The organism is Mucilaginibacter sp. P2_A5 (assembly GCF_056404995.1).
The window spans coordinates 25406-48182 of the sequence record NZ_JBFUCY010000007.1 but is presented as its reverse complement, the minus strand read 5'-3'; the positions used below and the strand labels follow the sequence as shown (position 1 = coordinate 48182).

Here is a 22777-nt window from a genome sequence, read left to right as displayed (position 1 = left end):
TTTGAAGAATTTGCGGTAAATCTACAATTTTTGTTTAAAGTAGGGGAGGATTGTAGCGTTTATTTGACAGGACTTATTTTATCATCGCTTTTAAGCCAGAAAGAAATTTTACTGCCTTTGCCCAATTCGCTTTGAATGGTTAGTTTACCCCCATTTTTTTCGATAAAATCCTGGCAAAGTGAGAGCCCCAGCCCCGAGCCTTTTTCGCCCGAGGTGCCATCTTTATGAAAATTTTCTTTGCGGAATATTTTGGCAATATCCTCGGCAGACATGCCGCCGCCGGTGTCTTCTATATACACTTCAACAAAGCCGGGCTTGGTACTGTATCCCAGGATTATTTTGCCGTCAACAGGGGTGAATTTTGTGGCATTGCCAAGCAGGTTGCGCAATACCAGCTTTATCATATCCCTGTCGCCATAAACAGCAATGCTTTTGTTAATGTTGTTTACCAGTTCAATGTGTTTGGTGTCGGTGTTTAGCTTAAACAGGTGATAGTTTTCGTCGGCAATTTCCATTACATCAAACAAAACCGGGTTTACCTGGATGCCGTCCATCTGGCTTTTTGCCCAGTAAAGCAGGTTATCAGTAAGGCTAAATGCCGATCCTATGTTTTCATCGAGATGCGGGATAAGTTCCTCCAATTCTTCCAGCGATATTGAACCTGATTTTACCAGGTCGAGGGTTTGTTTCAGCTGGCCTATTGGTCCCCTTAAATCGTGTGAGATGATGGAGAAAAGCTTGTCTTTGGTTAGGTTTGATTCTTGCAGCGCTTTGCTTTGGGCCAAAATCTCGTTGTTTTTATCGCTTAATTCCCTGGTTTTTTCGGTCACCTTTCGTTCAAGCGCCAATTTTTGTCTTTTAATGAGGCCGTTATTAAATATACTGAACAGGTAAAACAATAATGACCCTGTAAGTATATAAAGTAAATAAGCCCACCAGGTTTTAAACCAGGGAGCGTTAACATGAAACGAATAATAGGCAGGGCGGCTTATTTGCCCGTAAATATTTTTGGCCCGTACAAAAAAAATGTAATCGCCATCGGTAAGGTTTGTAAATGAAACTTCTTTGTCATGGCTCCAGCCCGACCATTTATCTTCAAACCCGTTTAATTGGTATTGATATAGAATTTTATCGGCATCCTCAAAAAATGGGCTTGTGAAAACAAATTTCAACCTGTTTTTTGAAAACGGAATATCGTTTTGTGGCAGCCTGGCCCCGCTGGCAAAAATGGTTGAATCTGCCGCCTTTACGGTTTTGATGTATACCGGCATAGGTTTATGGTAGTAGGTTTGTTGATTGGGGCTGTAATTTACAACCCGCTTTAAATTGCCAATCCATATTTCATTGGGGCCGGCTGCAAGTACCGGTGCATCAACATCAACAGGTAGCAGGCCGTGGGTAGTCAACGCAATTTTTTTAAACGGTGTAAACGTCAATTTAAATGAGCCATCGGGCTGTTTTATAAAGGCGCCTGCATTTTGCGCTTTTTTTGATGGTGCGCCCCAAAAGTAAATATCGCCCCTGGCAGTTTGCTTAACTGTATAAATGCAAACACCCTGGCTTACCTTGCCAAGTACGGCATCGGGGTCAAACCTGTTTTTTACTTTGTTGTAGCTATAAAAACCATTGGTTGTGGTTGCAATAATGCACCCGTTGTTTAAGCGGTAAATTCGGTTATTAAGGGTTGATGGCAACCCATTTTTTGTATCGTAAAAGGCGGTACTGATTACCGAATCCATTTGGGCGTTTAGCCGGAGCTTATAAATGCCTTTATTGTAGTGGCTTATCCATACGTTACCCTCGTCGTCTTGCTGTATATAGCGGGTTTCCTGTTCAAAGCCCCTGATCTTTTTTTCGTGCCAGGCATTGCCTTCTTTTGATAAAAGCCAGATACCCGAGTTGTAGGTGCCCATGATCATACAATCCGGCTTGTTTTTTACTTCGCCCAGGGTTTGGATAAACAAATGATGGATGAGCGGAATAGCTTTTTTGCCCTGTATTTCAAAAACCCCGGTACGATGAGCTAAATATAGTTTGTTGCCGAAATTAAACATATTCCAGTTTTCGCTTTCGGTTCCGGGGATGGCAGAAAACGTTGAATTACTATTTTTGTAAAAAAGCGCTTTATCGGTGCCCACATATAAATCGTTGCCTTTTTTACCAAGCGATAATATCGTCCCGTCGAGGCCATTATTATTGTCATATATTGATAGCGGCGAACTTGAAATCAGCTGCGTAATGTAAGTATCGGCACCAAGCCAAATGTTTTGGGCCCTATCCAGGAAGCAAAAACCGGTATTGAGGTTAAGTCCCAGCATCTCTTTAGAATTGAAGTTTACCGTTTTGCCAGCTTTGTTTAAAAGGTAAACGCCTTCTTCGGCAACCAGGGCTATTTTTCCCATATCCAGGTAAAGCAGGCTGCGCACAGTAACGTTTTTTGTACTGGTAACGGGCTTTTGGGTAAGCAGCAACATTTTTTTATTACTATCTGCTTCCAGCGGGTTTAATGACCATAACCGGTTGTTATCGTCGAGCAAAAGATATTTGCCATTTTCGTAATCGGCAATTCGTTTTATATGCAGCCCGGCTATTTGCCTGGCGAAACCGACCTCCACAAATTGACCGTTTTTATAAACCAACAAGCCATTACCGCCTATCGAAAATAATTGCTTTTTTAACCTAAACAACCAGTTATCGGCAACGTTGAATATTTTAAGTGTGCCCTTACTGTACCGGAAAATGTTTTTATTGTTGTTGAAAAACACTTCGTCATTAAAAACCATTGTTTGGCGTAAATCGTTCAGGTTTTTGTACGTTTTTGGGAGCAGTGGCAATAAAGTGTGGTACTTGTAATTTGCGGCGCTATCTTTTCTGAAATAACCAAGCTCATTGTAGGAGCCTACAAAAATCTCGTTTTTTGAATTCAGGCCCAGCGAAAACACATAGTTTTGATTGGCAATGGGCATTAAATCCCAGCTAATGCCATCGTATTTAACAACACCATCGTTATTGGCAATATACAATACGCCCTGGCTATCCTGCGCCATAGTCCAGCTTTGTATGCCGGCGCCGTAAACGCTCATTGGGTATTTTTCAACAAATAGCTGCTGTGCATTTATAAACGGTACATTGAAAAGTATAATGCAGCAAACTACCAGAAGGCGCATATTTTGTATTTAGGTGGTTGTAATAAACTTATTGCTGTTTAATTAATTGTCTTTTATACGTGTTTTTGTATGTTTGGTTGTACTATTTTAACACCAGGGCTTTTAAATTTAGCTAAAAGTTAGCGGGTTATTGGCGCCGCAATAAAATCAACCAAAATAGTAACTTTGCGTTATGCTTAAAGCTAAATCCATCTACAAATCATACGGGCAGTTACAGATATTAAAGGGTGTTGACCTGGAGGTTAAACGTGGCGAAATTGTAACCATTGTTGGCGCATCAGGAGCCGGCAAAAGTAGTTTGCTTAATATTTTAGGTACGTTAGACAGGCCGGACTCGGGACAGTTGTATATTAATGATATTGAGTTAAGCCAGCTTAATAATAAAAATTTAAGCGATTTCAGAAACCGTAAAATTGGTTTTATCTTCCAGTTTCACCATTTGCTGGCCGAGTTTACGGCCCTGGAGAATGTGTGTATCCCGGCGTTTATTGCAGGTGTATCAAAAGCAGATGCCGAAAAGAAAGCCAAAGAGTTACTGGATTTGCTGGGATTGAGCGATAGGGTAAGCCATAAACCCAACCAGCTTTCGGGCGGCGAACAACAACGGGTTGCTGTTGCACGTGCGCTTATCAACAATCCGGCTTTAATATTTGCCGACGAACCATCGGGGAACCTCGATTCGGTAAACGCGCTGGAGTTGCATGAACTTTTTATTAAGTTGCGTAAAGATTTTAACCAAACCTTTGTAATTGTTACTCATAATGAAGAACTTGCCGACCTATCTGACCGTACAGTTATTATGAAAGACGGTTTAATTGTACCATAAGCTTAGCTATTGAATTGAAGATACTGATAACAGCAGCAAACGCTGCACAGGCTTATAAGCAGAAAAATAAATTAAATGGCGCCGAAATTATTATGGGCGATTACATGGACCTGCCCGATTTTATGCTGAAACCAGGCCAGCTTATTCGCCTGCCCAACCCTGCATCGCCCAGTTACACGCATGAGATGCTGGCTTTATGCCTTGACTTAGGGGTAGGCAGTGTTTACCTGTTTCGGGAGCAGGAAGCTGTGCTGTTGAAACAATCGGAAGTGTTATTTAATGAATATAATATAAAAATCATTGCCGGCAACGATGACGTATAAGGATATTGATAAGCGCAAGACTGCGTTTGTACTGGAGCTGGATGATGTTTTGTACCCGGCCAAAGATTATATATACCAGGTTTACTACCTGTTTGCAAACATGCTGGAGTATGTTGAATTGGTTGATGCCAAACAGGTAACCAATTTAATGACTGATACCTATGTTAACGAAGGGTCGGATTTTGTATTTGATAAGCTTGCAGAAAAGTTTCCTGTTGCAGAGCAGTACAGGGATAAATTTTATAACCTTTTTGATACTGCCAAACTTCCCCTGAAATTGCTTTTGTATCAGAATATGCTTACCTTACTTCAGGAAATTGTTGTGGATCGCAAAAAGCTATTCATTGTAACCAACGGGAAGGTTACGCAACAGGTAAACAAGATAAGGCAGGTAGAGTGGCATAAATTGGAACCGTACCTAATTTGCTACCTGGCCGATGAAACCGCGCCAAAGCCCGAGCCCGATGTAATACACCTTTTAATGCAGGAGCATAACCTGCAACGACGGGACATTTTGATGATAGGCAATTCTGAAATAGATAGTTTATGCGCCGAAACTGTTGGAATTGACTACATGGGCGTCGATAAATTTTTGTAACGCCTGTTGTAACATACTTATTTTTATTTCGTTAACACATTATATTCGTTGTACATGAAAAAAATACTTTACTTAACGCTCATCCTTACTGTCGGCTTGTTATCAGCATGCCACAAGGATAAAAAAATAATTGTTAATGCTACCGACTCCACGGCAATCAAGTTAGAAATATCCAATTTGATCAAGGATTCTGTTTACCTGTATGCCAAGGAAACCTATTTATGGTACGATGCCATCCCAGATTACAAAACATTCCTGCCGCGTAGTTATACAGGTACCAATGAAATAAACGCGCTTACAAAAGAGGTTGACGCTATATCACAGTTTAAAATAAACCCGGCAACGGGTAAGCCCTACGAGTATTATGCAGATGATCCGGGTTCGGCTAAATATTCGTTTATTGATGATGGATCCGTTTCTACAGAGTTGGGGGGTATAAGCGGTGATTTTGGATTTTCGGTTTTATACCAGGAAACTAATGACCTGCGCATAAAATATGTATACCCGGGGTCGCCAGCTGATAGCGCAGGTATTAAAAGGGGCGATCAGATAGTAAAACTTAATAACCGTACCAGTTTGGATTATGATAATGGCGCCAACGTGAACTTTGTGGTAAACGCGATTTTTGGTACTTCCCCGATAACTATGACGCTTAAAAAAGCTGATAATACCACGGTAGATGTGCCGTTGAAGGTGGCCGATTATACCATTAACCCAGTGTTAAAATACAAGGTTTTTATCATGGGTGACAAAAAGATAGGATATATTGTTTTTAATACTTTTACTGTAATAGAAAACGCGCGCCCACAATTATTAAAGGCATTTAATGCCTTTAGCGCTGCCGGCATTACAGATCTGGTTGTAGACTTCCGCTACAACCTGGGTGGAAGCGTTGAAACAGCCGAATACCTGGATAACCTGATTGTACCTGCTGCAAAAAGTGGCACTCAGATGTTTACCTATTATTATAATAGTAAGCTACAGGCTGATAATCACCCACTGCTAAGTGCCATATATAATATTAACAAAGGCGATTTTTTACCCGCCAACAATCGGATTAATTTCGCAAAGAATGGTTCGTTAAATATAAGTAAGGTGTTTTTCATAGTGACCGGTTCAACAGCATCGGCAAGTGAACTTACAATTAATAACCTGCGTCCTGAAATGGAAGTTAAGCTTATAGGCCGTACAAGCTATGGTAAGCCGGTAGGCTTTTTTGCCATAGATATCAATAAATACCAGTTATTTGTGCCTCAGTTTGAAACCAAAAACTCGGCTAATCAGGGTGGCTATTATTCGGGAATGACGCCAGGTTCAACAGATTATCCGGGTAAACTTGATTATGATGATGTAACAAAGGATTTTGGAGATAGCACGGAAGTATTACTGCAACATGCATTAAACTATATCAATACGGGAGTGTATGATGTTTCAGGTCCGAAAGTTCAGAGTTTGACAAAAACTAAAACCATGTCGGCACAGCAAGTTTTAGAGATGACACTTAAGCTGGATGAACGTAAATTTAGAGGTATGGTTAGTGAAAAAGGACTTCGCCGTAAGTAAAAAAGCGCGAAAAATAAATAAAAAGGGCAATGGATTTTATCTTTTGCCCTTTTTATTTGAATTCGAGAGTCGGTAATTTAATTTCTTTGGAAACCCGTTATCTTCCTAATCAGCCAGTTCCCGCAAATCAACAGCCACCACACGGGATATTCCCTGCTCAACCATGGTTACGCCATAAATAACGTCGGTGCTGGCAATGGTGCGTTTGTTGTGCGATACAATGATGAATTGCGAATCTTTTGAAAAGGTGCGGATGATGTTATTGAATTTATCAATATTGGTGTCATCAAGCGGAGCATCCACCTCATCAAAAATACAAAACGGGGCAGGTTTTAACAGGTAAAGCGAGAACAGTATGGCTGTTGCTGTAAGTGTTTTTTCTCCTCCGGATAGTTGGTTGATAGATAACGGGCGTTTCCCTTTTGGCTTCGCGATGATGTCAATGTCCGATTCCAGCGGGTGACTTGGATCAGTCAGGATCAAATCACACGAATCTTCATCATTAAACAGTGAACGGAATACTTTGATAAAGTTTTCGCGCACCATCACAAAGGCACGCATGAACTTTTCTTTAGCGGTATCATCAATCTCCTGGATAGTTGCCAGCAGCGATGCCTTAGCCTCGCTCAGGTCCTTCTTTTGTGCCTGGATGAAGGTGTAACGCTCATTCATCTCATTATAGGCCTCAACCGCCATAGGATTGATGGCGCCGAAATCGTCCAGTTGTTTTTTAAGTTTCTCGGCCTTTTCGCGTAACTCCTGTTCGCTTTCAGCAGGCACTTCCGTTTCGGGCAGGTCTTCAATATCTATATTAAACTCAACCGAGAGGCGTTCTTTAAGCGCATTTAGTTCAAGCTTCAGGTTATTACGCTCGTCACGAAGTTCATTTTCAATTACTTCGTGGTTATCCTTTTTACGGCGAAGCGCGGTTATCTCGTTTTCATTTTCGGTGATGATGCCTCGCCATTGATAGTATTCCTGTTCGGCCTGTTGGGTGGCTTTTTCCAGGTTTTCTTTTTGCTCGTACATTTCCAGCAGGTCATCGTCGGAGTTATCAGATTGCTTCAGGTTATCCTGTATGGCAATTTTTACCTTTTCCAGTTCGGTGCTGTTTTGTTTGATGCGGGCCTCCAGGTTTTCCTGCTGATTATCGCGGTATTCCAGGTCTTTTACCAGGCCCGATACCTTGTTTTGCTGCTGGTGAAAACGGATATTCTCCTGGTTAAAGGCGTTTGATTGCACCGATACATATTCGTTCAGTTCGTTAAATTCGGCTTGTTTATCAACGAGTAGTTCGCTTTGAATTTGCTTCTGGGCTTTTAAATCGGCCAGCTGTGGGTGCAGAGCTTCCATTTCGGCCTTAATACCTTCAATTTTGCGGGCTATATCATCCTTACGGTTAAGGCTGTTTTCAATAAATGTCTGGTACTGTTCCTGCCGGGTTTTTACCGTGATCAGTTCGGTATTCAGCCGGTTAATGATCATCTGCTGCTCGTTAATCTCGGCGCTTTTGGTTGATGACCTTAAAGCAGATAACTTACTCTGTAATTCGTCAGATTTGCTTTTCTGCGTGTTAACCAGGTTTTCGATAGCCTTGATCTCTTTAGCCAGGTTTTCCAGGTTTTTGGCGCGCCCAATCCTTTTTCCCTCAAACAAACCTACCGATCCGCCGGCCATGGTATGTTTTGATTTGTTGAACTTACCGCTCTTACCTATTAGCACAACGCCATCGGGCAGGGCAGCGTTGTTAATTTGCTGGTCTTTATCGTCATCAACCAGGTATACATCTTTCAGCAGATGGTTACACAGGTTAATGTAGCGCTTATCAACCTCGATAACTTTAAGGGCGGATACCGCGCCTGCATTTTCAAAAGCAGGGTTGGTTGGGTTTATCTCGCTATAATTTTCAAGGATAAAAAAATGCGCGCGGCCACGTGACGAATTGCTCAATAACTGGATGGCCTTTATAGCCTCGTCATAATTTTCAACTACGTAGTAGTTCATCAGCGGTTCCAGGTAGTTTTCAATTGCTACGCGGTATTCCTCTTTACAAAACAGTACATCGCTAAACAGGGGGGCATTTTTGGCCCAGTCGGTATTTTTCTTTAAAAAGCGGATGGACTCGGGAAAGCCCTCCAGGTTATCCACCATGCTTTTGGTAAGGTTGTACTCGTTTTGTTTGGCATCCAGCTTGCGGCTTTCTTTAATGATGGTATCTTTTACCAAACTTAGTTCGGCATCCGTTTCTGCTATCTGCTCCTTTAACTTGTTTTCAAAATCAAGGGCCTGCTGGTAATCAAAATCCAGCGTTTCCTTACGGTTTTGTAGTTCGGCAACTACCTGATTAAAGTGCGAAAGTTCCACCTCCTTATTGGTGGTATCTTCCATGTTGCGTTGGCTTTCCTGCTCCAGCGCCTGTTGCTGAATTTGCAGGATATCGATATCCTTCTCGGCTTTATAGGCCTGGTTTTGCAGGCGGGTGTTGATGCCGGTTATTTCGGTCAGCTCGTTACGTGCCGATGTTTGCTGCAGGCGCAACTCGTCAACCGCTTCTTTCAAATCGGCAAGGCGGGTTTTAATGGTTTGCAGGGTTTCATCTTCCAGCGCCTTTTCTTCCGACAGTCGTTTGATGTTATAAAAAACGTGGTTTAACTGGTTTTTATCTTTGTCCAGTTCTTCTGTCAGCCGCGCTTCTTTATCCTGCTGGAATTTTAGCTGCTCGTTCTTGATCTTTTTCTCGCTTTCATAAGCGCGAATCTTCGATACAAACTCATTGGTGGTTTTTTGCTGTACCGACAGGTTTTTCTCTTTGGTAATGCTATCCAGCTTTTGCTGCTGCAAGGCTGCCTCCAAAGTATCTATCTGGGCAACAATGCCGCCTTTATCGGCTTTTTGTTTTTGTTCCTGGTCCTGAATTTTTGCCAACGATTCGCTGAAAGATACTATCCTGAACGAGGCCAGCATAATGCTCAGCGATTTATACTGATCCTTGATGCGGTAATAGCGCTCAGTTTTTTTGGCCTGGTTCTCCAGTGTTTTCAGGTTCTTTTCAATCTCGAAAAGTAAATCCTCAACACGTTCTAAATCGGCTTCAGTATCTTTTAGCTTATTGAACGTTTGCTTTTTGCGCAGCTTGTATTTGGAGATGCCCGATGCTTCCTCGAATAAATTACGGCGAGAGCCTTCCTTGTTGGTAATGATCTCGTCAATCATCCGCAGCTCGATGATGGAGTACGAATCTGAGCCGATGCCCGTATCCAGGAAAAGATCGGTAATATCTTTTAAGCGGCACTGCACATCATTCAACCGGTACTCGCTTTCGCCGGTGCGGTAAAGCTTGCGGGTAAGGGTAACCTGCGAATAATCAGTAGGCAGTACGTTTTTGGTGTTATCAAAGGTAAGGGAAACTTCGGCAAGGTTGGCTGCTTTACGGGTTTTGGTGCCGTTAAATATTACGTTGTCCATCTTCTCCGAGCGGAGCATCTTGGTGCTTTGTTCGCCCAGTACCCAGCGGATGGAGTCGACAACGTTTGATTTACCGCAGCCGTTGGGGCCTACAATGGCAGTTACACCCTCATTAAAATTAATGGTGATCTTATCTCCAAAACTCTTAAAGCCCTTGATTTCTAAGCGGGTAAGCTGCATTTAATTTGTTGTATCCCTTGCAAAAATTTAACCTTCAAAGTAATCATAAAAAAATGATTTTATTAAACTTTTTTTGCGGAAGGGGGGAGCGTTAAAGGTGAAAGGCTAAAGGTGAAAGGTTGGCGTTTTTGTTTGGTTATTCGGAGGCTCGAATTCTAAGTATTGAATGCCGTATCAGAAAGTCCAAAATCGACTAAAGACTTAGAACTTAAGACTATTGACTTGAACAAAGCTTAACCTAAACTTAAAACAAATAATGCCACGGTTTTTATAATACTGAGTAACTTTATACAACATTAACCAATAAAACCAACCAGAGATGAATACACAGGAAGTAGCCGGAAAATTAGTGGAGTTTTGCCGTGCAGGCAAAAATTTAGATGCCATAGATGAGTTGTATGCCGATGATGTGGTAGGCCATGAGCCAAAGGGTTCGCATATGGAGCTTTCGGAAGGCAAGGAAGCCGCCATAGCCAAAAATCAGCAATGGTATGATATGGTTGAAGAAGTTCACAGCAGCCAGGTATCTGACCCGATTGTAAGCGGTAACTTTTTTGCGGTAACCATGGATATGGATGTAACCTATAAAGGCCAGGGCCGCAGCATGATGAGCGAAGTTTGTGTTTACGAAGTTAAAGACGGTAAAATTGTAACCGAAACATTTTTTTATAACCTTCCCCAGTAAACCTGAATATAAAAGCCCTCCGGATGTACTATCGGGAGGGCTTTTTTAATTATGGACGCGGCGGCAAATGCGGACGCGGCGGTGTTGGCAAATTCAACGGATTTGGCGGTGCAGGCGGACGCGGCGGCAATTTGATATGCAACCTGCGGTGATGCCTGCGTACGCGCCGGTGATGCCTCCTGAACGGATTTGGCGGTGCAGGTGGCCGTGGCGGCGGAGGTGGAAGCTTGATTTGCAAAACAGACGTTGCCTCAACAGCCGGCAATGCTTCGGCTGTGGCATCAAAAGCCTCAAAGCTCATTAACGCTATGGTTGCAATCGTGATAATTTTTGTGACTCTCATGTATGTGTAATTAATTGGATCAAAGCAATTTCAATATTATAACTGCAAAAAACAACAATTGTTTACTCCGGTTTCTTAAATAATATTTCGTAGTAAAAACCGGCTGCAAACCGGGCCGCCTCAAGCCATCTTTTTTGCGAGGGTTTACCGGCATCAAAAAGCGGGTTGAAGTGCCTTTGCAACTCGTGCCCGAAACCCTCAAATACTTTTATGCTGTTTTTTATATGCAGTTCGTCGGCCTTGCGGTGGATAGCAATACTGCCATACATCCCGGTATCTGCCTGCGCGGGGTTTAAAATACGATCGTGCGAGCCATAGGCGCTTACAATTGGTATCCGCGCATTTTTTAACCAGCGGATGTCAAGAATACCTCCCCAAAAGTTGATGATGCCTGCAACTTTGGCCTTGTCATCGGGCTTAAGTAATGCCGTAAGGTCGGCTACGCCCGTACGCCTGGAAAGTTCGGCATTGCTGCTATAAGCGGCCTGCAAGGCTATAATGCCGCCCGCCGAATTACCGGCAAGAATTATTTTGTTGGTATCGATACGGTATTCGGCGTAGTGTAGTTTAAAATAAGCTATAGCCGTTTTTACATCCTGTACGGCATAATAGCAGCTTTTTTGCAATTCATCAAAATGGAATACCGGGTTGTTTTTGCTTAGCCGGTAGTTAATTGCCGCGCACAAGTAGCCACGCTGCACAAAATCCCTGCTCCAGATCCTGATACCCTCGTCGGCCTTTGAGCCATATTTAAAACCACCGCCGTGCATCCAGATAATTAGGGGACGGGCCGTAGAGTTGTCGCCTTTGGGTTGATATAGATCAAATAAGTACGATTTTTTGTCCCCGGGTTTTGCGGCCGGATAGTAACTTAAGTTTTCTTTAAAATCGATGTCTGTGAAAACATAATCTTTATATCTATATGATGTGGCGGGGCTTTGCGCCCGCAGGGTTAATGCTGTAAATAAGGTGATAAATATGGATAATAGGTATTTATACATTTGCGGTGTTTAATGTATATACGTTACAACTAACACAATAGGATGTTTAGATGAAAGCTAAATATAGCTGAACGTAGCAGGAAGAAATGATTTTTTGAATTTTTGCGAAGTGCCCAGAACGAGATTCGAACTCGTACATCCTTACGAATGCCACCCCCTCAAGATGGTGCGTCTACCAATTTCGCCACCTGGGCATTTTTAAGTCTAAAGTCTTAAGTCGTTAGTCAAAAGTTTTCACTTTTCACTTAGGACTTAAGACTTTCAACTTCATTTCCGGCGTGCCCGAAGAGAGACTCGAACTCTCAAGAGACAATTCTCAACGGCTTCTGAGACCGCAACGTTTACCAATTTCGCCATCCGGGCCTGTTGTTTTATTAACAAGCGTGCAAATATAAACGTTTCCGTCAAAAAGCCTTATAATAAATTTAAAAATACACAGTCAGTTGTTACTTGTGCGGTTTAGGCTTAATTTAGGCTTCATGAAACGTTTTTACCAGCTAATAATCACAGTTTTACTGTTTACGCCATTTGTTTCGGCCGCGCAAACCATCACCATTTTACAACAGGATAAACCAACAAGTATTCGCGGTTTATCGGTTGTTGATGATAAAACCGCCTGGATAAGCGGCAGCAAAGGTCACATAGCCATTACCACCGATGGCGGCGCAACCTGGACCTGGCAGCAGGTTGCCGGCTATGAAAAAGCCGAATTTAGGGATATAGAAGCATTTAACGCTAAAGAGGCCGTAATCATGAGTTCGGGCACTCCGGCGCTGGTTTTAAAAACTACCGATGGCGGTAAAACCTGGCAGGAAAAATGCCGCAAAACCGATAGCATATACTTTTTTGATGCCATGGATTTTGCCGACGCCAAACACGGCTACATTTTAGGAGATCCTATAAAAAATAAATTCCTGCTGATGGAAACCACTGATGGCGGCGAAACCTGGGCCGAAATGCAAAACACGCCCGATGCTTTACCTGGCGAGGCCGCCTTTGCAGCAAGCGGTACCTGCTTAAGGGTTAATAAAGATTTGGGTGTGGTTATAGCAAGCGGCGGCACAGTAGCCCGTTTTTTACAGTTATGTAATTGCGACAAACCGCAGTGGCAAACAAAAAGTTTACCTCTTGCACAAAATGCAGGTAGTAAAGGTTCTTTTTCGATATCTGATGATCTATTGGTGGCAGTAGGGGGTAACTATTCAAAAGATAAAGTAACGGATTCTGTAATTTGTAAGTACGATAAAAAAAGCAACACATACAAGGTTTTGCCGGCAGGCGCCACCGGGTTTCAGTCATGTGTTGAACGCATACAAGGGAGGATATATTTATCTACAGGGACATCCGGCACCAGCTTATCAACGGCCAACGGCGAGTCATGGCAAAAAATTGATGCCACCAGCTTTAATGTTTGCCGCAGGGCTAAACACGGAAAACTGGTTTTATTGGCTGGCGACAAGGGTAAAATAGCCATATTTAAAATGTAGTTTATTGGCAATTAATAGCTTAACAAATAGTTTACAATTAATTACAAATAGCACTTGCATCATATAATTAATCGCCCTATATTTGCACCACTTTAAACGGAAACGGTAGCAGTGCCGGGAAAGTTGAAAAGTATGATTCCGTAGCTCAGCTGGTAGAGCATAACACTTTTAATGTTGGGGTCCTGGGTTCGAATCCCAGCGGGATCACGAAAAGCCTTTGAAAGAAGGCTTTTCTTATTTAAAACCATAATTGAATCTCTTTAAACAGAAACGGTAGCAGTACCGGGAAAGTCGAAAAGTAACGATTCCGTAGCTCAGCTGGTAGAGCATAACACTTTTAATGTTGGGGTCCTGGGTTCGAATCCCAGCGGGATCACAGAGAAGCCTTCGAAAGAAGGCTTTTTTATTTAAAGCCAGTTTTTTGATCCGCGATTTGCACAGCAGGCAGGGGCTAAAAGGTAAAGTTCCGATAAACTTTTATCCTATATTTGAATATCAAAAGGCTTGCATGCTACCAGAAACCTTAAAGGTGAGCCGATATTAAAGCTACGCATAATGAAACTCCATGTTCTGACAAATGATATTTTCATAATTGAGGATTTTTGGACGCCGGAAGCGTGTGATGATTTTATTTTTAAAAGTGAAGCCATCGGTTACGAGCCCGCAACCATTGAAACAGGGAGCGGACAAAAAGTTGTTACCACGGTTCGTAATAACAACAGGGTGATTTATAAAGACCATGAACTTGCCGGCATACTGTGGCAACAACTAAAGCCATTTGCACCTAACCAAATTGGGTATAGTAAAGCCGTTGGGTTAAATGAGCTTTTTAGATTTTACAAGTATCAGCCCGGTCAGGAATTTAAGCGCCACAGGGATCAGAGTTACATCAGAAGTGATGGCGAAGCAAGCTACTATACCTTTATGATTTATTTAAATGAAAATTATGAAGGAGGCGAGACGAATTTCGGTAGCCTCACTATTCAACCGAAAAAGGGGTTGGCGCTTGTTTTCTTACACAATTTAGAACACGAAGGCAAGCCGGTGATTAATGGTATAAAGTATGTTTTACGTACCGACATCATGTTTTGCCTGGAAGAATAAAACTTAATTGTTAAGTCAGAAAAGCAGGTCACTAATGCAGTTAACCTATATCACAAATTCTTCAGAAATTGAAGGCTCAAGATATGTTGGAATGCTTTTCTAAAGCTTGTTTGTATTAATAAATTGTTAATAAATAAATAAAAAAATTACGGCATTTTTAATGAAATATTCAATTTGTTATTAATATCGTATATTTGAATATGGAGAAGCCAGTCTTCTCATAACTTATAATATAAAAAACGTAATATGAAACAAGGACTTTTAATCGATATGGATGGCGTTATCTATAGCGGCGAAGAATTGATATTTGGGGCAGATAAATTTATTAAGCATTTAATTGATAACGATATACCTTTTGCCTTTATGACCAACAACAGCCAGCGCACAAGCCTGGAAGTTGTACGTAAATTGAAAGGTTTGGGGATTGAGGTGGAAGATAGGCATGTTTATACAAGCGCAATGGCTACCGGAAAGTTTTTGGGCGATCAAAGCCCTAACGGAACCGCCTATGTTTTGGGCGAAGGTGGTTTGCTGAGCAGTTTACATGAAAATGGCATTACGCTGGTAAACACCGATCCGGAGTTTGTTGTTTTGGGCGAAGGCCGGAATTTTACATTAGAAATGGTACAGCGCGCGGTAGATATGATTTTGGCAGGCGCCAAGTTTATTACCACAAACCGTGACCCCTCTCCCAAAAAACCGGGATGGAACAATTTAGGGATTGCTGCAACTACCGCGATGATTGAAGAGGCCACAGGCAGGAAAGCTTTTGTTACCGGGAAGCCAAGCCCGGTGATGATGCGCTCGGCACGTAAGTTCCTGGGCTTGGAAACTGCAGAAACAACCGTTATAGGCGATACGATGGAAACCGATATACAGGGAGGCGTACAAATGGGCTATAAAACAATCCTGGTGTTGTCGGGGATATCAACTAAAGACAGGCTTGCGCATTATGCATTTAAGCCGGATATGGTTGCAAGTTCGGTGGACGAAATTAAATTTCCTTTAAAATGGTGGGATAAAGTTCCTGGTTAAAAATTAGTGCCTGCCTTACCGCCGTTTCCGTGGAAATTACGACGGTAAGCGCAGGACTTTGATTTTTAAATGGCTGCTAAATAATTTTCGATCACCTTGCTGATTTCCAATTTATTTTTGGCGGTGTCCCATTTTTCTTTTGCAGACCGATCGGCCAGGTCAAAAAGCCTTTCATATAGCAGCTTTCCATCTGTTTTTCCCTTTAGTTTTACCTGTGCGTGCTGTGCATAAACTTCGTCCCAAACCTGCCTCACAGATGTCCAGTAAGGTTTCCGGCTTTTCCACCAGCTTTTGGCATAATTAAATTTACTTTCATCCGCTTTGGTAAATTCCTCGTAACCTTTTTCGCGCACCAGTAATTTATCTTCTGTGGCCGAACGGATAATTTTCTGGTTATCCTGCTCAAACATCCACCCGTTAGCGGTCAGGTAAATCCTGTTTCCCCGGCGAAGCACATTATAATCGCTGCGCTTGGTAAACTCCCGGCGGGGCAGGGGGGCATCGCATTCACTGTGCCACTCGTGACTGCCATCGGCATGTATCCATGTACCAATACTTTCATAGCGGGGGCTGTCATCAACCTGGAATACTTTTTGCACCCAGCGGCCTTTCGCCTCGGCTGGCTTTAAGATCGCTTTTTTCCAGCTATTGTCTTTGTCAAACGTCACCAGGTTGTTTTCTTCATAAACCCAATCCTCCCGCCAATGCTTAATCACAGAGGTATCACCGGTAACCAGGATATGCTGGATCACGATCTTTTTGGGCGATTCTTCCTCAACTACCGCCCACTCATAACCCGAGGAGTGATATTTAGAATGGTTTTTGTAAGCAGTATCAGGCGCAAAAGTTTCCGTATAGTCAAAGGTTACTTTATAAAAGCCGCCGAGCGAACGGATGGCTGCGCGGTCCTGTTCCATTTTTGATTGCGCGTAAAGGGCGGCTGTACTCATGATCAGCAGGCCCAGCGTTAAACATATTTGTTTTTTCATGATGATTTGAAGTGTTTTATTTATTTGTTTTTGTAATTATGGTAGCCTATGGTTATTGTAAACTGGTTGTACCATCGCCCTGGTAAGCAAAACGGAAAGTGTAATAGCGCGACGCCGGCCTGGTAGCCAGGTTTGCAAATTCGGCGGTTGTTGTGTTTGGATTGCCCTTATAATAGCTTATCATTTCCACCTTGGCATAGTTGCCCGCCGAGGTTTTGATTACGATGATCTTACCCGGAACAGTAAGGATGGCGTGCTGCGGCTCGGTGGTGGCAGTATAAGTGTACCACCCCGATATAGCAGGCGCGCCTGTTGCATCCGTTTTATAACCGGCGGTTGGCGCCGTAGTTAAAGTTTCAAAAGTGCTGCTTACTATTTGGGCCTGGGTAGTTCCGGTACCAGATGTGCCGCCGTTTATAAATATGCTTGTCCCCTTAAATTTAATATCCCATTTAGTTGTCGCTGTATCGGCGCCGGTAATTTGCGCGCCGGTTGACAGGCTGTAGTAAACATTAGTTGTTGAGCCGTCAAGATCGGTAACTGTTTTTGTGGTAAGTTTACTTACAGCAGGAGTGGCGTCATCGCTGTTTTTACTGCATGATGATGCCAGTAAAATGATTGCGCTGCTTAATGCCAATGATAGAGTTGTGAATTTGTTCATGTGTTTTATTGTTTGAAGGGTTATTTAATTTGTGTGTTATTTTTTATTGAAATTATAAGCTATCCCGGCGTAAATGAGCCTGCCAGGCAGGTTAAGAATAACCAGGGCATCTTTATAGTTCAGCAGGTTTTGCGCCGTAAACTGTACCCTGATGGCATCTTTCATCAGTGGTTTGGATAACGAGGCGTGAACCAGTACGTATCCTTTGGTGTATTCGTCATCGCGGTTTACAATGCCGTTTCCATCGGTGTCCTTATAGCCGTATCTGCCGCGATAGATTGCCCTTATGGAGGCATTGATGCCTGAGCTTTCGTCGAGGTAGTTTACACGAATATTGTAGGTGTATTTTGACCGGCCGAGCAGACCGCCGTAATCACTTCTTTTGATAACTTTAGTAAGATTGGTTTCGGGATCTTTGGTAAAAACTTTACCCTCTGCTATCTGGTTCAAAACCTCCTGGTCATATGCTTCCAGGTATTGAAAGCCGCCTGCCACCTGGAATGATTTGAATACCTGGTAGCTCAGGTCGGTTTCAATACCCTGTGTATAAACCTTATTGAGGTTGAAGTAGGAGAAAACAGATTGCCCGTTGGTTTTTATAGCTATGGCCGCTGTTTCGATGAGGTTGGTAATGTTATTGCGGAAAAGGTTGGCTGTCCAATAGAGTTTGCCTGTTGGTTTGTACCGGTAACCTAAATTAAAGGCCATGGAACTTTCGGCGTTTAACCTTTTCAGCGTAGCGGCGTCAATCAATATGGTTTCAATTTGCCCGGCTTGCTGTAAGCGCTGTATACCTGCGCCTGCTTCTTCGTAACCGAAAACACTGTAGCCAACTTCGGCATTGGTAAAGTTTAAATAAAGCTGGCGAAAGTCGGGCGCTTTATAACCTTTACCAACCGACCCAAGTACCGTAAATTTGGGACTAAGCGCATAGCTTGCCGCCAGTTTTGGGCTTAACTGCGATTTATAAACGCTGTGCACATCATACCTGCCACCGGCAATAATATCCAGCTTTTTTACCGGCAGCCAGTCGGCCTGGAAGTAGCCATAGCCAGATGTGAATGATTGTAGCTTGGTGTAGCGGGTAGCTTCAACCGTTTCATACTGGCCACCCACGCCAGCGGTTAGTTTCAGGTTATCCTTTAAAGCATAATCATTTTGCAGCTCGGCACGGTTAAAGGCCTGGTTAAAATAGGTCTGGTCGTATACAGACTGGTCATCCTCATACCTTACATCCGACTTGGTTTTATAGGTTGAGCGGTAAAGCTGCAGGGTAGAAAGTAGTTTTTCCGTAAAGCGATGTGTAATTACCGGGGCTATGTTAAAATCTTTTTCGGTACCCGTTTCTGTAGCATAGCGGTTATCAACCAGGTACCTGCTGTCCTGGTCATTGGTATAATACCTTACCGAAAGTTTGAGGGTTGTTCTATTGTCTATTTTGTAAGATGATTTGCCATTCAGCGTATAGCCCGCGAATGGGGAAACCGTAGGCAGACCTGATGAAGGCTGCAATGTATAACCGCCGCTGCTGTAACGGTTGGCAAAGCCCGAAATGTAGAACCGGTCATTTTTGTAGGCCGAATTTATGCCAATATCTGCCGTATTATTGGTGCCGTACCTGGCTGCCGCCCCGCCCGATATTCCCTTTACCGGATCTGCAGTAATGATATTTACAACGCCGGCCATTGCTTCACTGCCATACAGGGAAGATGTTGGGCCTTTTACAATTTCAATCCGGTCGATATTATTTATGGTGATCCTGGAAAGCTCCAGGATACCTGTATTGCGTCCAATTAAAGGTAGCCCATCTATTAAGATCATGGTATACGCAGGGTCAAAGCCCTGGATCTGGATGCCCTGTCCGTGCGGGTCATCTAAAATAGTTATCCCAGTTTGCTCGGCCAAAATCTCATTCAGCCGTACCAGGCCCTTTTTCTTTATTTCATCAGCTGTGATGCGGGTAATTGGTATTGGCACCTGTTGCAGGCTTTTCAGCGTGCGGGTTCCGGTAACCACTACTTCTTTCAGCTGCTTAATATTTGTTGTATCCTTTTTTAATGTATCCCGCCTTTGCGCATAGGCCATATTGAATGTACATGACATGACAAAAGCGTAAAGGATATATTTTATTTGCATTTATTTAGACTAATTAAAAATAATGATGCAAATTTGGACGATTTACAAACAGCATGATAACGCTAACGGGATTTTAATAAACGCCATACGGATTAATAATGATCAGGATTACTACTACCTCATCGGGTGATTATGTTTACAGGTTTAATGATGTTTTAAAGGACAAAGCCGCGTTCAATCAAACCGGGAACTGGGGCCGCGTAAACGTTATGACGGTAGAGTTGCCAGGTATCCGCTTCTTTGTGATTGACTTTGGCGGTAATAAAAAATGCCCGGTTACTGTCGAGATTGACACCTTGTGCCTGATAATGACCTTTACCTTATCAGGACCAGCGCAGCCAGGTTTAGCGGGCTTCCCGTTTTGTGAAGCAGAACATCATTGCCTTTTTTCGCCCGGCCATCTAAAATTTAAGGCCACCCTTCAATGCAATTTATTACTCTTCGTGGTTTGCTTCCTGGGAGATAGTTTGAAAAAGAGCATACCAGCAGCATTGAACCGTGAACAATTGGAGTTGCTGCAAACAAGCAGGCTAACTACGCTGCAAATGAGCCAGGTTATCCAGGGTATAATCCTTAATATTGATAAAAGAGGGAACCATCATATTTATTTTGAGGCGAAGGCATTGGAATTACTTTTTCTTGAATTAGAACAGGTGACCGCTTTAGCCGTACAATCGGCCAATTCATTTTTGAAAGCGCATGACCTTGAGCGAATCTATCAAGCCAAAACCATAGTAGAGGAAAACCTGTTAAACCCATGTTCGCTGATAGAGCTGGCACATAAGGTGGGCCTTAACGATTTTAAACTAAAAAAGGGCTTTAGAGAAGTTTTTGGGACAACAGTTTTTGGTTATTTGTATCACCTGCGAATGGATAAAGCGAAGCTGCTTTTAAAAGATGGGAAACCGGTGAGGGAAGTAGCTTTTGAAGTGGGTTATAAAAACGCCCACCATTTTACAACGGCATTCAAAAAAAAATTTGGTTACCTGCCCAGTAAAATTAATAAACTTTTGGGCTATTAGCTTTTATGCATTCACTTATTGATTAATGTTGAGCCACCCTTGGTGCCGTCAACAAAAAGAAAAGCCCGGATACAGGAAATGTAATCATATTATTTAAATGTTGCCTGGCGGCTTTAAATATCACGGGCCATCCAGGCATTGTTATTGGTTAACAGATAGGCAATTATTTAAGAACATCCTAACTGATATTCATTTATCTTTACGTTTAAAGAAAATACTTTGACTTTATGCAAATCTTCAATGAGTATAATTTATCCTACATAGTGCTGAATGCACCGGTGGGTATTTGCATAGTAGATGCGGCTACCCTGGTGGTCGAAATGGTTAATGCCCATTTTTTGAAACTGACCGGTAAGCCGGAAGGGGCGGTTTTGGGGAAGCATTACCGGGAGGTATTTCCTTTGGACAGGCTTGATCAGGATGAAATGATCCTTAACAAAGCCGTTCAGGAAGGCCGCCCGTATACCGCCCGGGAAAGGGAGATCCCGCTGGTACATGATGGTGAGAAGGAAACGGTAATGGTTAGTTTTGTATATTCTCCTATAAAAAACAATGAAGGCAGTGTCACCAGTTTAGCGGTATGGCTGCTGGAGAATACCGCCCATGGACTTAATGAGGAATTGGCTACCACCAACGAGGAATTTGCTGCCGCCAATGAAGAACTCGCAGCGGCTAATGAAGAGTTGGCGGCCACCAACGACGCGTTGATTGAAACCCAGGCCAGCCTTCAGCGAAGCGAAAAATTGTTCCGGTCCATCGCGCTTAATATTCCCGGGTCGCTGATCATTGTGATAGACAGGAACCACCGGTATGTAATCATCGAGGGCGATATCATGGAAAAAATGGGCTTTGACCGGCAGGGGTATGAAGGCAGGCACCCCTCGGAAGTTTCGCCTGAGCGTTACGAAGCCTCCCGCCACTTGTATGAAAGGGTGATTAACGGCGACAGGTTTTCAATTGAATGGAAAGCGGAAACCGGCGAGTTTTATATTGTACATTTTGTGCCGTTAAAAAACGAACAGAACGAAGTAGATGCCGGCCTGATTATTACCCTGGATATTACCGATATTAAGCAGGCCGAAGAAAGAAGTGCGAAGCTGGCGGCAATCGTCCAATCTTCTGACGATGCCATCGTTAGCAAAACATTGGAAAGCGTGATCACCAGTTGGAACACCGCAGCCGAACGGATTTTTGGCTATACGGCAGACGAGATGATAGGCGAAACGATTTATAAAATTATCCCTCCCGACCGCCAGGATGAAGAGCCCCTAATACTGGCGCGTTTAAAAAAAGGTGAGCGGGTTGAGCATTTTGAAACCAAACGATTAACAAAGGACGGGCGTCTCCTGGATATTTCTTTGACAATTTCTCCCATCAAGGATGCGCGGGGCAATATTATTGGTTTATCTAAAATTGCCCGGGATATCACCGAAAAAAAGCAGGAGGAACAGCGGAAGAATGATTTTATCGGGATGGTTAGCCACGAGCTTAAAACACCGCTTACGTCGCTTAGCGCCATTATTCAGATGGGCACTGCTAAGCTCAGGAACAGCGAAGACGAGTTTTTGCCAGGGGCCATGGAAAACGCCAACCGGCAGGTAAAAAAGATGACCAGCATGATCAATGGTTTCCTGAACATTTCGCGGTTAGAATCCGGGCAGTTGCTTATTGAAAAAGAGCCTTTCCGGCTTGATCACTTGCTGCGCGAAATCCTGGAAGAAACCAAACTCACCGTAAGCAGCCATGTTTTTACTATGGAGGGATGCGATGATATTATAGTTAATGCTGACCTGTATAAAATCAGTTCTGTTATTTCCAATCTCATCAGCAACGCTATCAAGTATTCGCCAAAAGGCAAACTGATTGATATCCGTTGTCAAACAGCAAGCGGAATGGTAACGGTGAGCATTAAAGATGAGGGCATAGGCATTATGCCATCGGATATTGACCGGGTGTTTGACCGATATTATCGCGTTGAAGGCAGCCATTTACGCCATATTTCCGGTTTTGGCATCGGCCTGTACCTGAGTGCCGAAATTATCAAAAGGCACGACGGCAAAATATGGGCAAAAAGTGAAAGCGGCAAAGGCTCGACCTTCTATTTTTCGCTGCCACTGGCCTAAGGAGATGACAACGGTTTTGTTTTACTCCGCTTTTATACCCCGTGGTTTTTGCGACGTTAACAAATACAA

Annotated in this window: 17 protein-coding genes and 4 tRNA genes; 12 read left to right on the top strand and 9 right to left on the bottom strand. The window is 43.0% G+C overall.

What is annotated here, in order from left to right:
- Nucleotides 1-59 precede the first annotated feature (59 nt).
- Nucleotides 60-3167: a sensor histidine kinase gene (locus tag AC1DXF_RS07730; protein WP_477447731.1), complete on the bottom strand. Its 3108-nt coding sequence runs from the start codon at nt 3165-3167 to the stop codon at nt 60-62.
- Nucleotides 3168-3339: 172 nt separating this feature from the next.
- Here AC1DXF_RS07730 and AC1DXF_RS07725 point away from each other — a divergent pair, with 172 nt between their 5' ends.
- From AC1DXF_RS07725 to AC1DXF_RS07710, 4 genes are read left to right on the top strand one after another with little or no spacing between them, the layout of a single operon-like run.
- Nucleotides 3340-3993: an ABC transporter ATP-binding protein gene (locus tag AC1DXF_RS07725; protein WP_477447730.1), complete on the top strand. Its 654-nt coding sequence runs from the start codon at nt 3340-3342 to the stop codon at nt 3991-3993.
- Nucleotides 3994-4007: 14 nt separating this feature from the next.
- Nucleotides 4008-4316 (top strand): hypothetical protein, encoded by a 309-nt coding sequence (locus AC1DXF_RS07720; RefSeq protein ID WP_477447729.1) that lies wholly within the window; start codon nt 4008-4010, stop codon nt 4314-4316.
- Nucleotides 4306-4914: an HAD family hydrolase gene (locus AC1DXF_RS07715; RefSeq protein WP_477447728.1), complete on the top strand. Its 609-nt coding sequence runs from the start codon at nt 4306-4308 to the stop codon at nt 4912-4914. The genes AC1DXF_RS07720 and AC1DXF_RS07715 overlap by 11 nt, the downstream gene beginning before the upstream one ends.
- Before the next feature lie 54 nt (nt 4915-4968).
- Nucleotides 4969-6477: a S41 family peptidase gene (locus tag AC1DXF_RS07710; RefSeq protein WP_477447727.1), complete on the top strand. Its 1509-nt coding sequence runs from the start codon at nt 4969-4971 to the stop codon at nt 6475-6477.
- 105 nt (nt 6478-6582) lie between these two features.
- Here AC1DXF_RS07710 and smc read toward each other — a convergent pair whose 3' ends face one another.
- Nucleotides 6583-10122, bottom strand: coding sequence for a chromosome segregation protein SMC (smc, locus tag AC1DXF_RS07705; RefSeq protein WP_477447726.1), 3540 nt, complete (start codon nt 10120-10122; stop codon nt 6583-6585).
- Between the two features lie 319 nt (nt 10123-10441).
- Here smc and AC1DXF_RS07700 point away from each other — a divergent pair, with 319 nt between their 5' ends.
- A complete protein-coding gene (locus AC1DXF_RS07700) occupies nt 10442-10807 on the top strand; it encodes a SnoaL-like domain-containing protein (protein ID WP_477447725.1) in 366 nt (121 codons plus the stop codon).
- A 49-nt stretch (nt 10808-10856) separates the two neighbouring features.
- Here AC1DXF_RS07700 and AC1DXF_RS07695 read toward each other — a convergent pair whose 3' ends face one another.
- The 4 genes from AC1DXF_RS07695 to AC1DXF_RS07680 form a co-directional block, all read right to left on the bottom strand.
- Entirely contained in the window at nt 10857-11150 is a 294-nt protein-coding gene (locus AC1DXF_RS07695) for a hypothetical protein (protein WP_477447724.1), read from the bottom strand.
- A 62-nt stretch (nt 11151-11212) separates the two neighbouring features.
- The gene (locus tag AC1DXF_RS07690; RefSeq protein WP_477447723.1) at nt 11213-12151 is read right to left on the bottom strand and encodes an alpha/beta hydrolase; all 939 of its coding nucleotides are present in this window, start codon (nt 12149-12151) and stop codon (nt 11213-11215) included.
- A 110-nt stretch (nt 12152-12261) separates the two neighbouring features.
- Nucleotides 12262-12345, bottom strand: a tRNA-Leu gene (locus AC1DXF_RS07685).
- Between the two features lie 85 nt (nt 12346-12430).
- A tRNA-Leu gene (locus AC1DXF_RS07680) sits at nt 12431-12514 on the bottom strand.
- A gap of 116 nt (nt 12515-12630) precedes the next feature.
- Here AC1DXF_RS07680 and AC1DXF_RS07675 point away from each other — a divergent pair.
- The 5 genes from AC1DXF_RS07675 to AC1DXF_RS07655 all read left to right on the top strand — a co-directional run bounded on the left by AC1DXF_RS07675 (nt 12631) and on the right by AC1DXF_RS07655 (nt 15777).
- A complete protein-coding gene (locus tag AC1DXF_RS07675; RefSeq protein WP_477447722.1) occupies nt 12631-13638 on the top strand; it encodes a WD40/YVTN/BNR-like repeat-containing protein in 1008 nt (335 codons plus the stop codon).
- 134 nt (nt 13639-13772) lie between these two features.
- Nucleotides 13773-13845 (top strand) — tRNA-Lys (locus tag AC1DXF_RS07670).
- A gap of 96 nt (nt 13846-13941) precedes the next feature.
- A tRNA-Lys gene (locus AC1DXF_RS07665) sits at nt 13942-14014 on the top strand.
- Nucleotides 14015-14193: 179 nt separating this feature from the next.
- Nucleotides 14194-14742, top strand: coding sequence for a 2OG-Fe(II) oxygenase (locus AC1DXF_RS07660; protein WP_477447721.1), 549 nt, complete (start codon nt 14194-14196; stop codon nt 14740-14742).
- Nucleotides 14743-14988: 246 nt separating this feature from the next.
- Complete coding sequence (locus tag AC1DXF_RS07655; RefSeq protein ID WP_477447720.1) at nt 14989-15777, top strand: HAD-IIA family hydrolase; 789 nt, start codon at nt 14989-14991, stop codon at nt 15775-15777.
- A gap of 65 nt (nt 15778-15842) precedes the next feature.
- On the opposite strand, the gene AC1DXF_RS07650 is transcribed toward AC1DXF_RS07655, so the two are convergent.
- From AC1DXF_RS07650 to AC1DXF_RS07640, 3 genes are read right to left on the bottom strand one after another with little or no spacing between them, the layout of a single operon-like run.
- A complete protein-coding gene (locus AC1DXF_RS07650; protein ID WP_477447719.1) occupies nt 15843-16766 on the bottom strand; it encodes a DUF6607 family protein in 924 nt (307 codons plus the stop codon).
- Nucleotides 16767-16818: 52 nt separating this feature from the next.
- A complete protein-coding gene (locus AC1DXF_RS07645; RefSeq protein ID WP_477447718.1) occupies nt 16819-17427 on the bottom strand; it encodes an HmuY family protein in 609 nt (202 codons plus the stop codon).
- A 36-nt stretch (nt 17428-17463) separates the two neighbouring features.
- Nucleotides 17464-19530 carry a TonB-dependent receptor plug domain-containing protein gene (locus AC1DXF_RS07640; protein ID WP_477447717.1) on the bottom strand — a complete coding sequence of 689 codons (2067 nt, stop codon included), beginning with the start codon at nt 19528-19530 and terminating at the stop codon, nt 17464-17466.
- 131 nt (nt 19531-19661) lie between these two features.
- Between AC1DXF_RS07640 and AC1DXF_RS07635 the strand changes: the two genes are divergently transcribed.
- Together AC1DXF_RS07635 and AC1DXF_RS07630 are read left to right on the top strand one after the other, a co-directional pair.
- Complete coding sequence (locus AC1DXF_RS07635; RefSeq protein ID WP_477447716.1) at nt 19662-20585, top strand: helix-turn-helix transcriptional regulator; 924 nt, start codon at nt 19662-19664, stop codon at nt 20583-20585.
- A 227-nt stretch (nt 20586-20812) separates the two neighbouring features.
- Nucleotides 20813-22708 (top strand): PAS domain-containing sensor histidine kinase, encoded by a 1896-nt coding sequence (locus AC1DXF_RS07630; RefSeq protein WP_477447715.1) that lies wholly within the window; start codon nt 20813-20815, stop codon nt 22706-22708.
- Nucleotides 22709-22777 lie beyond the last annotated feature (69 nt).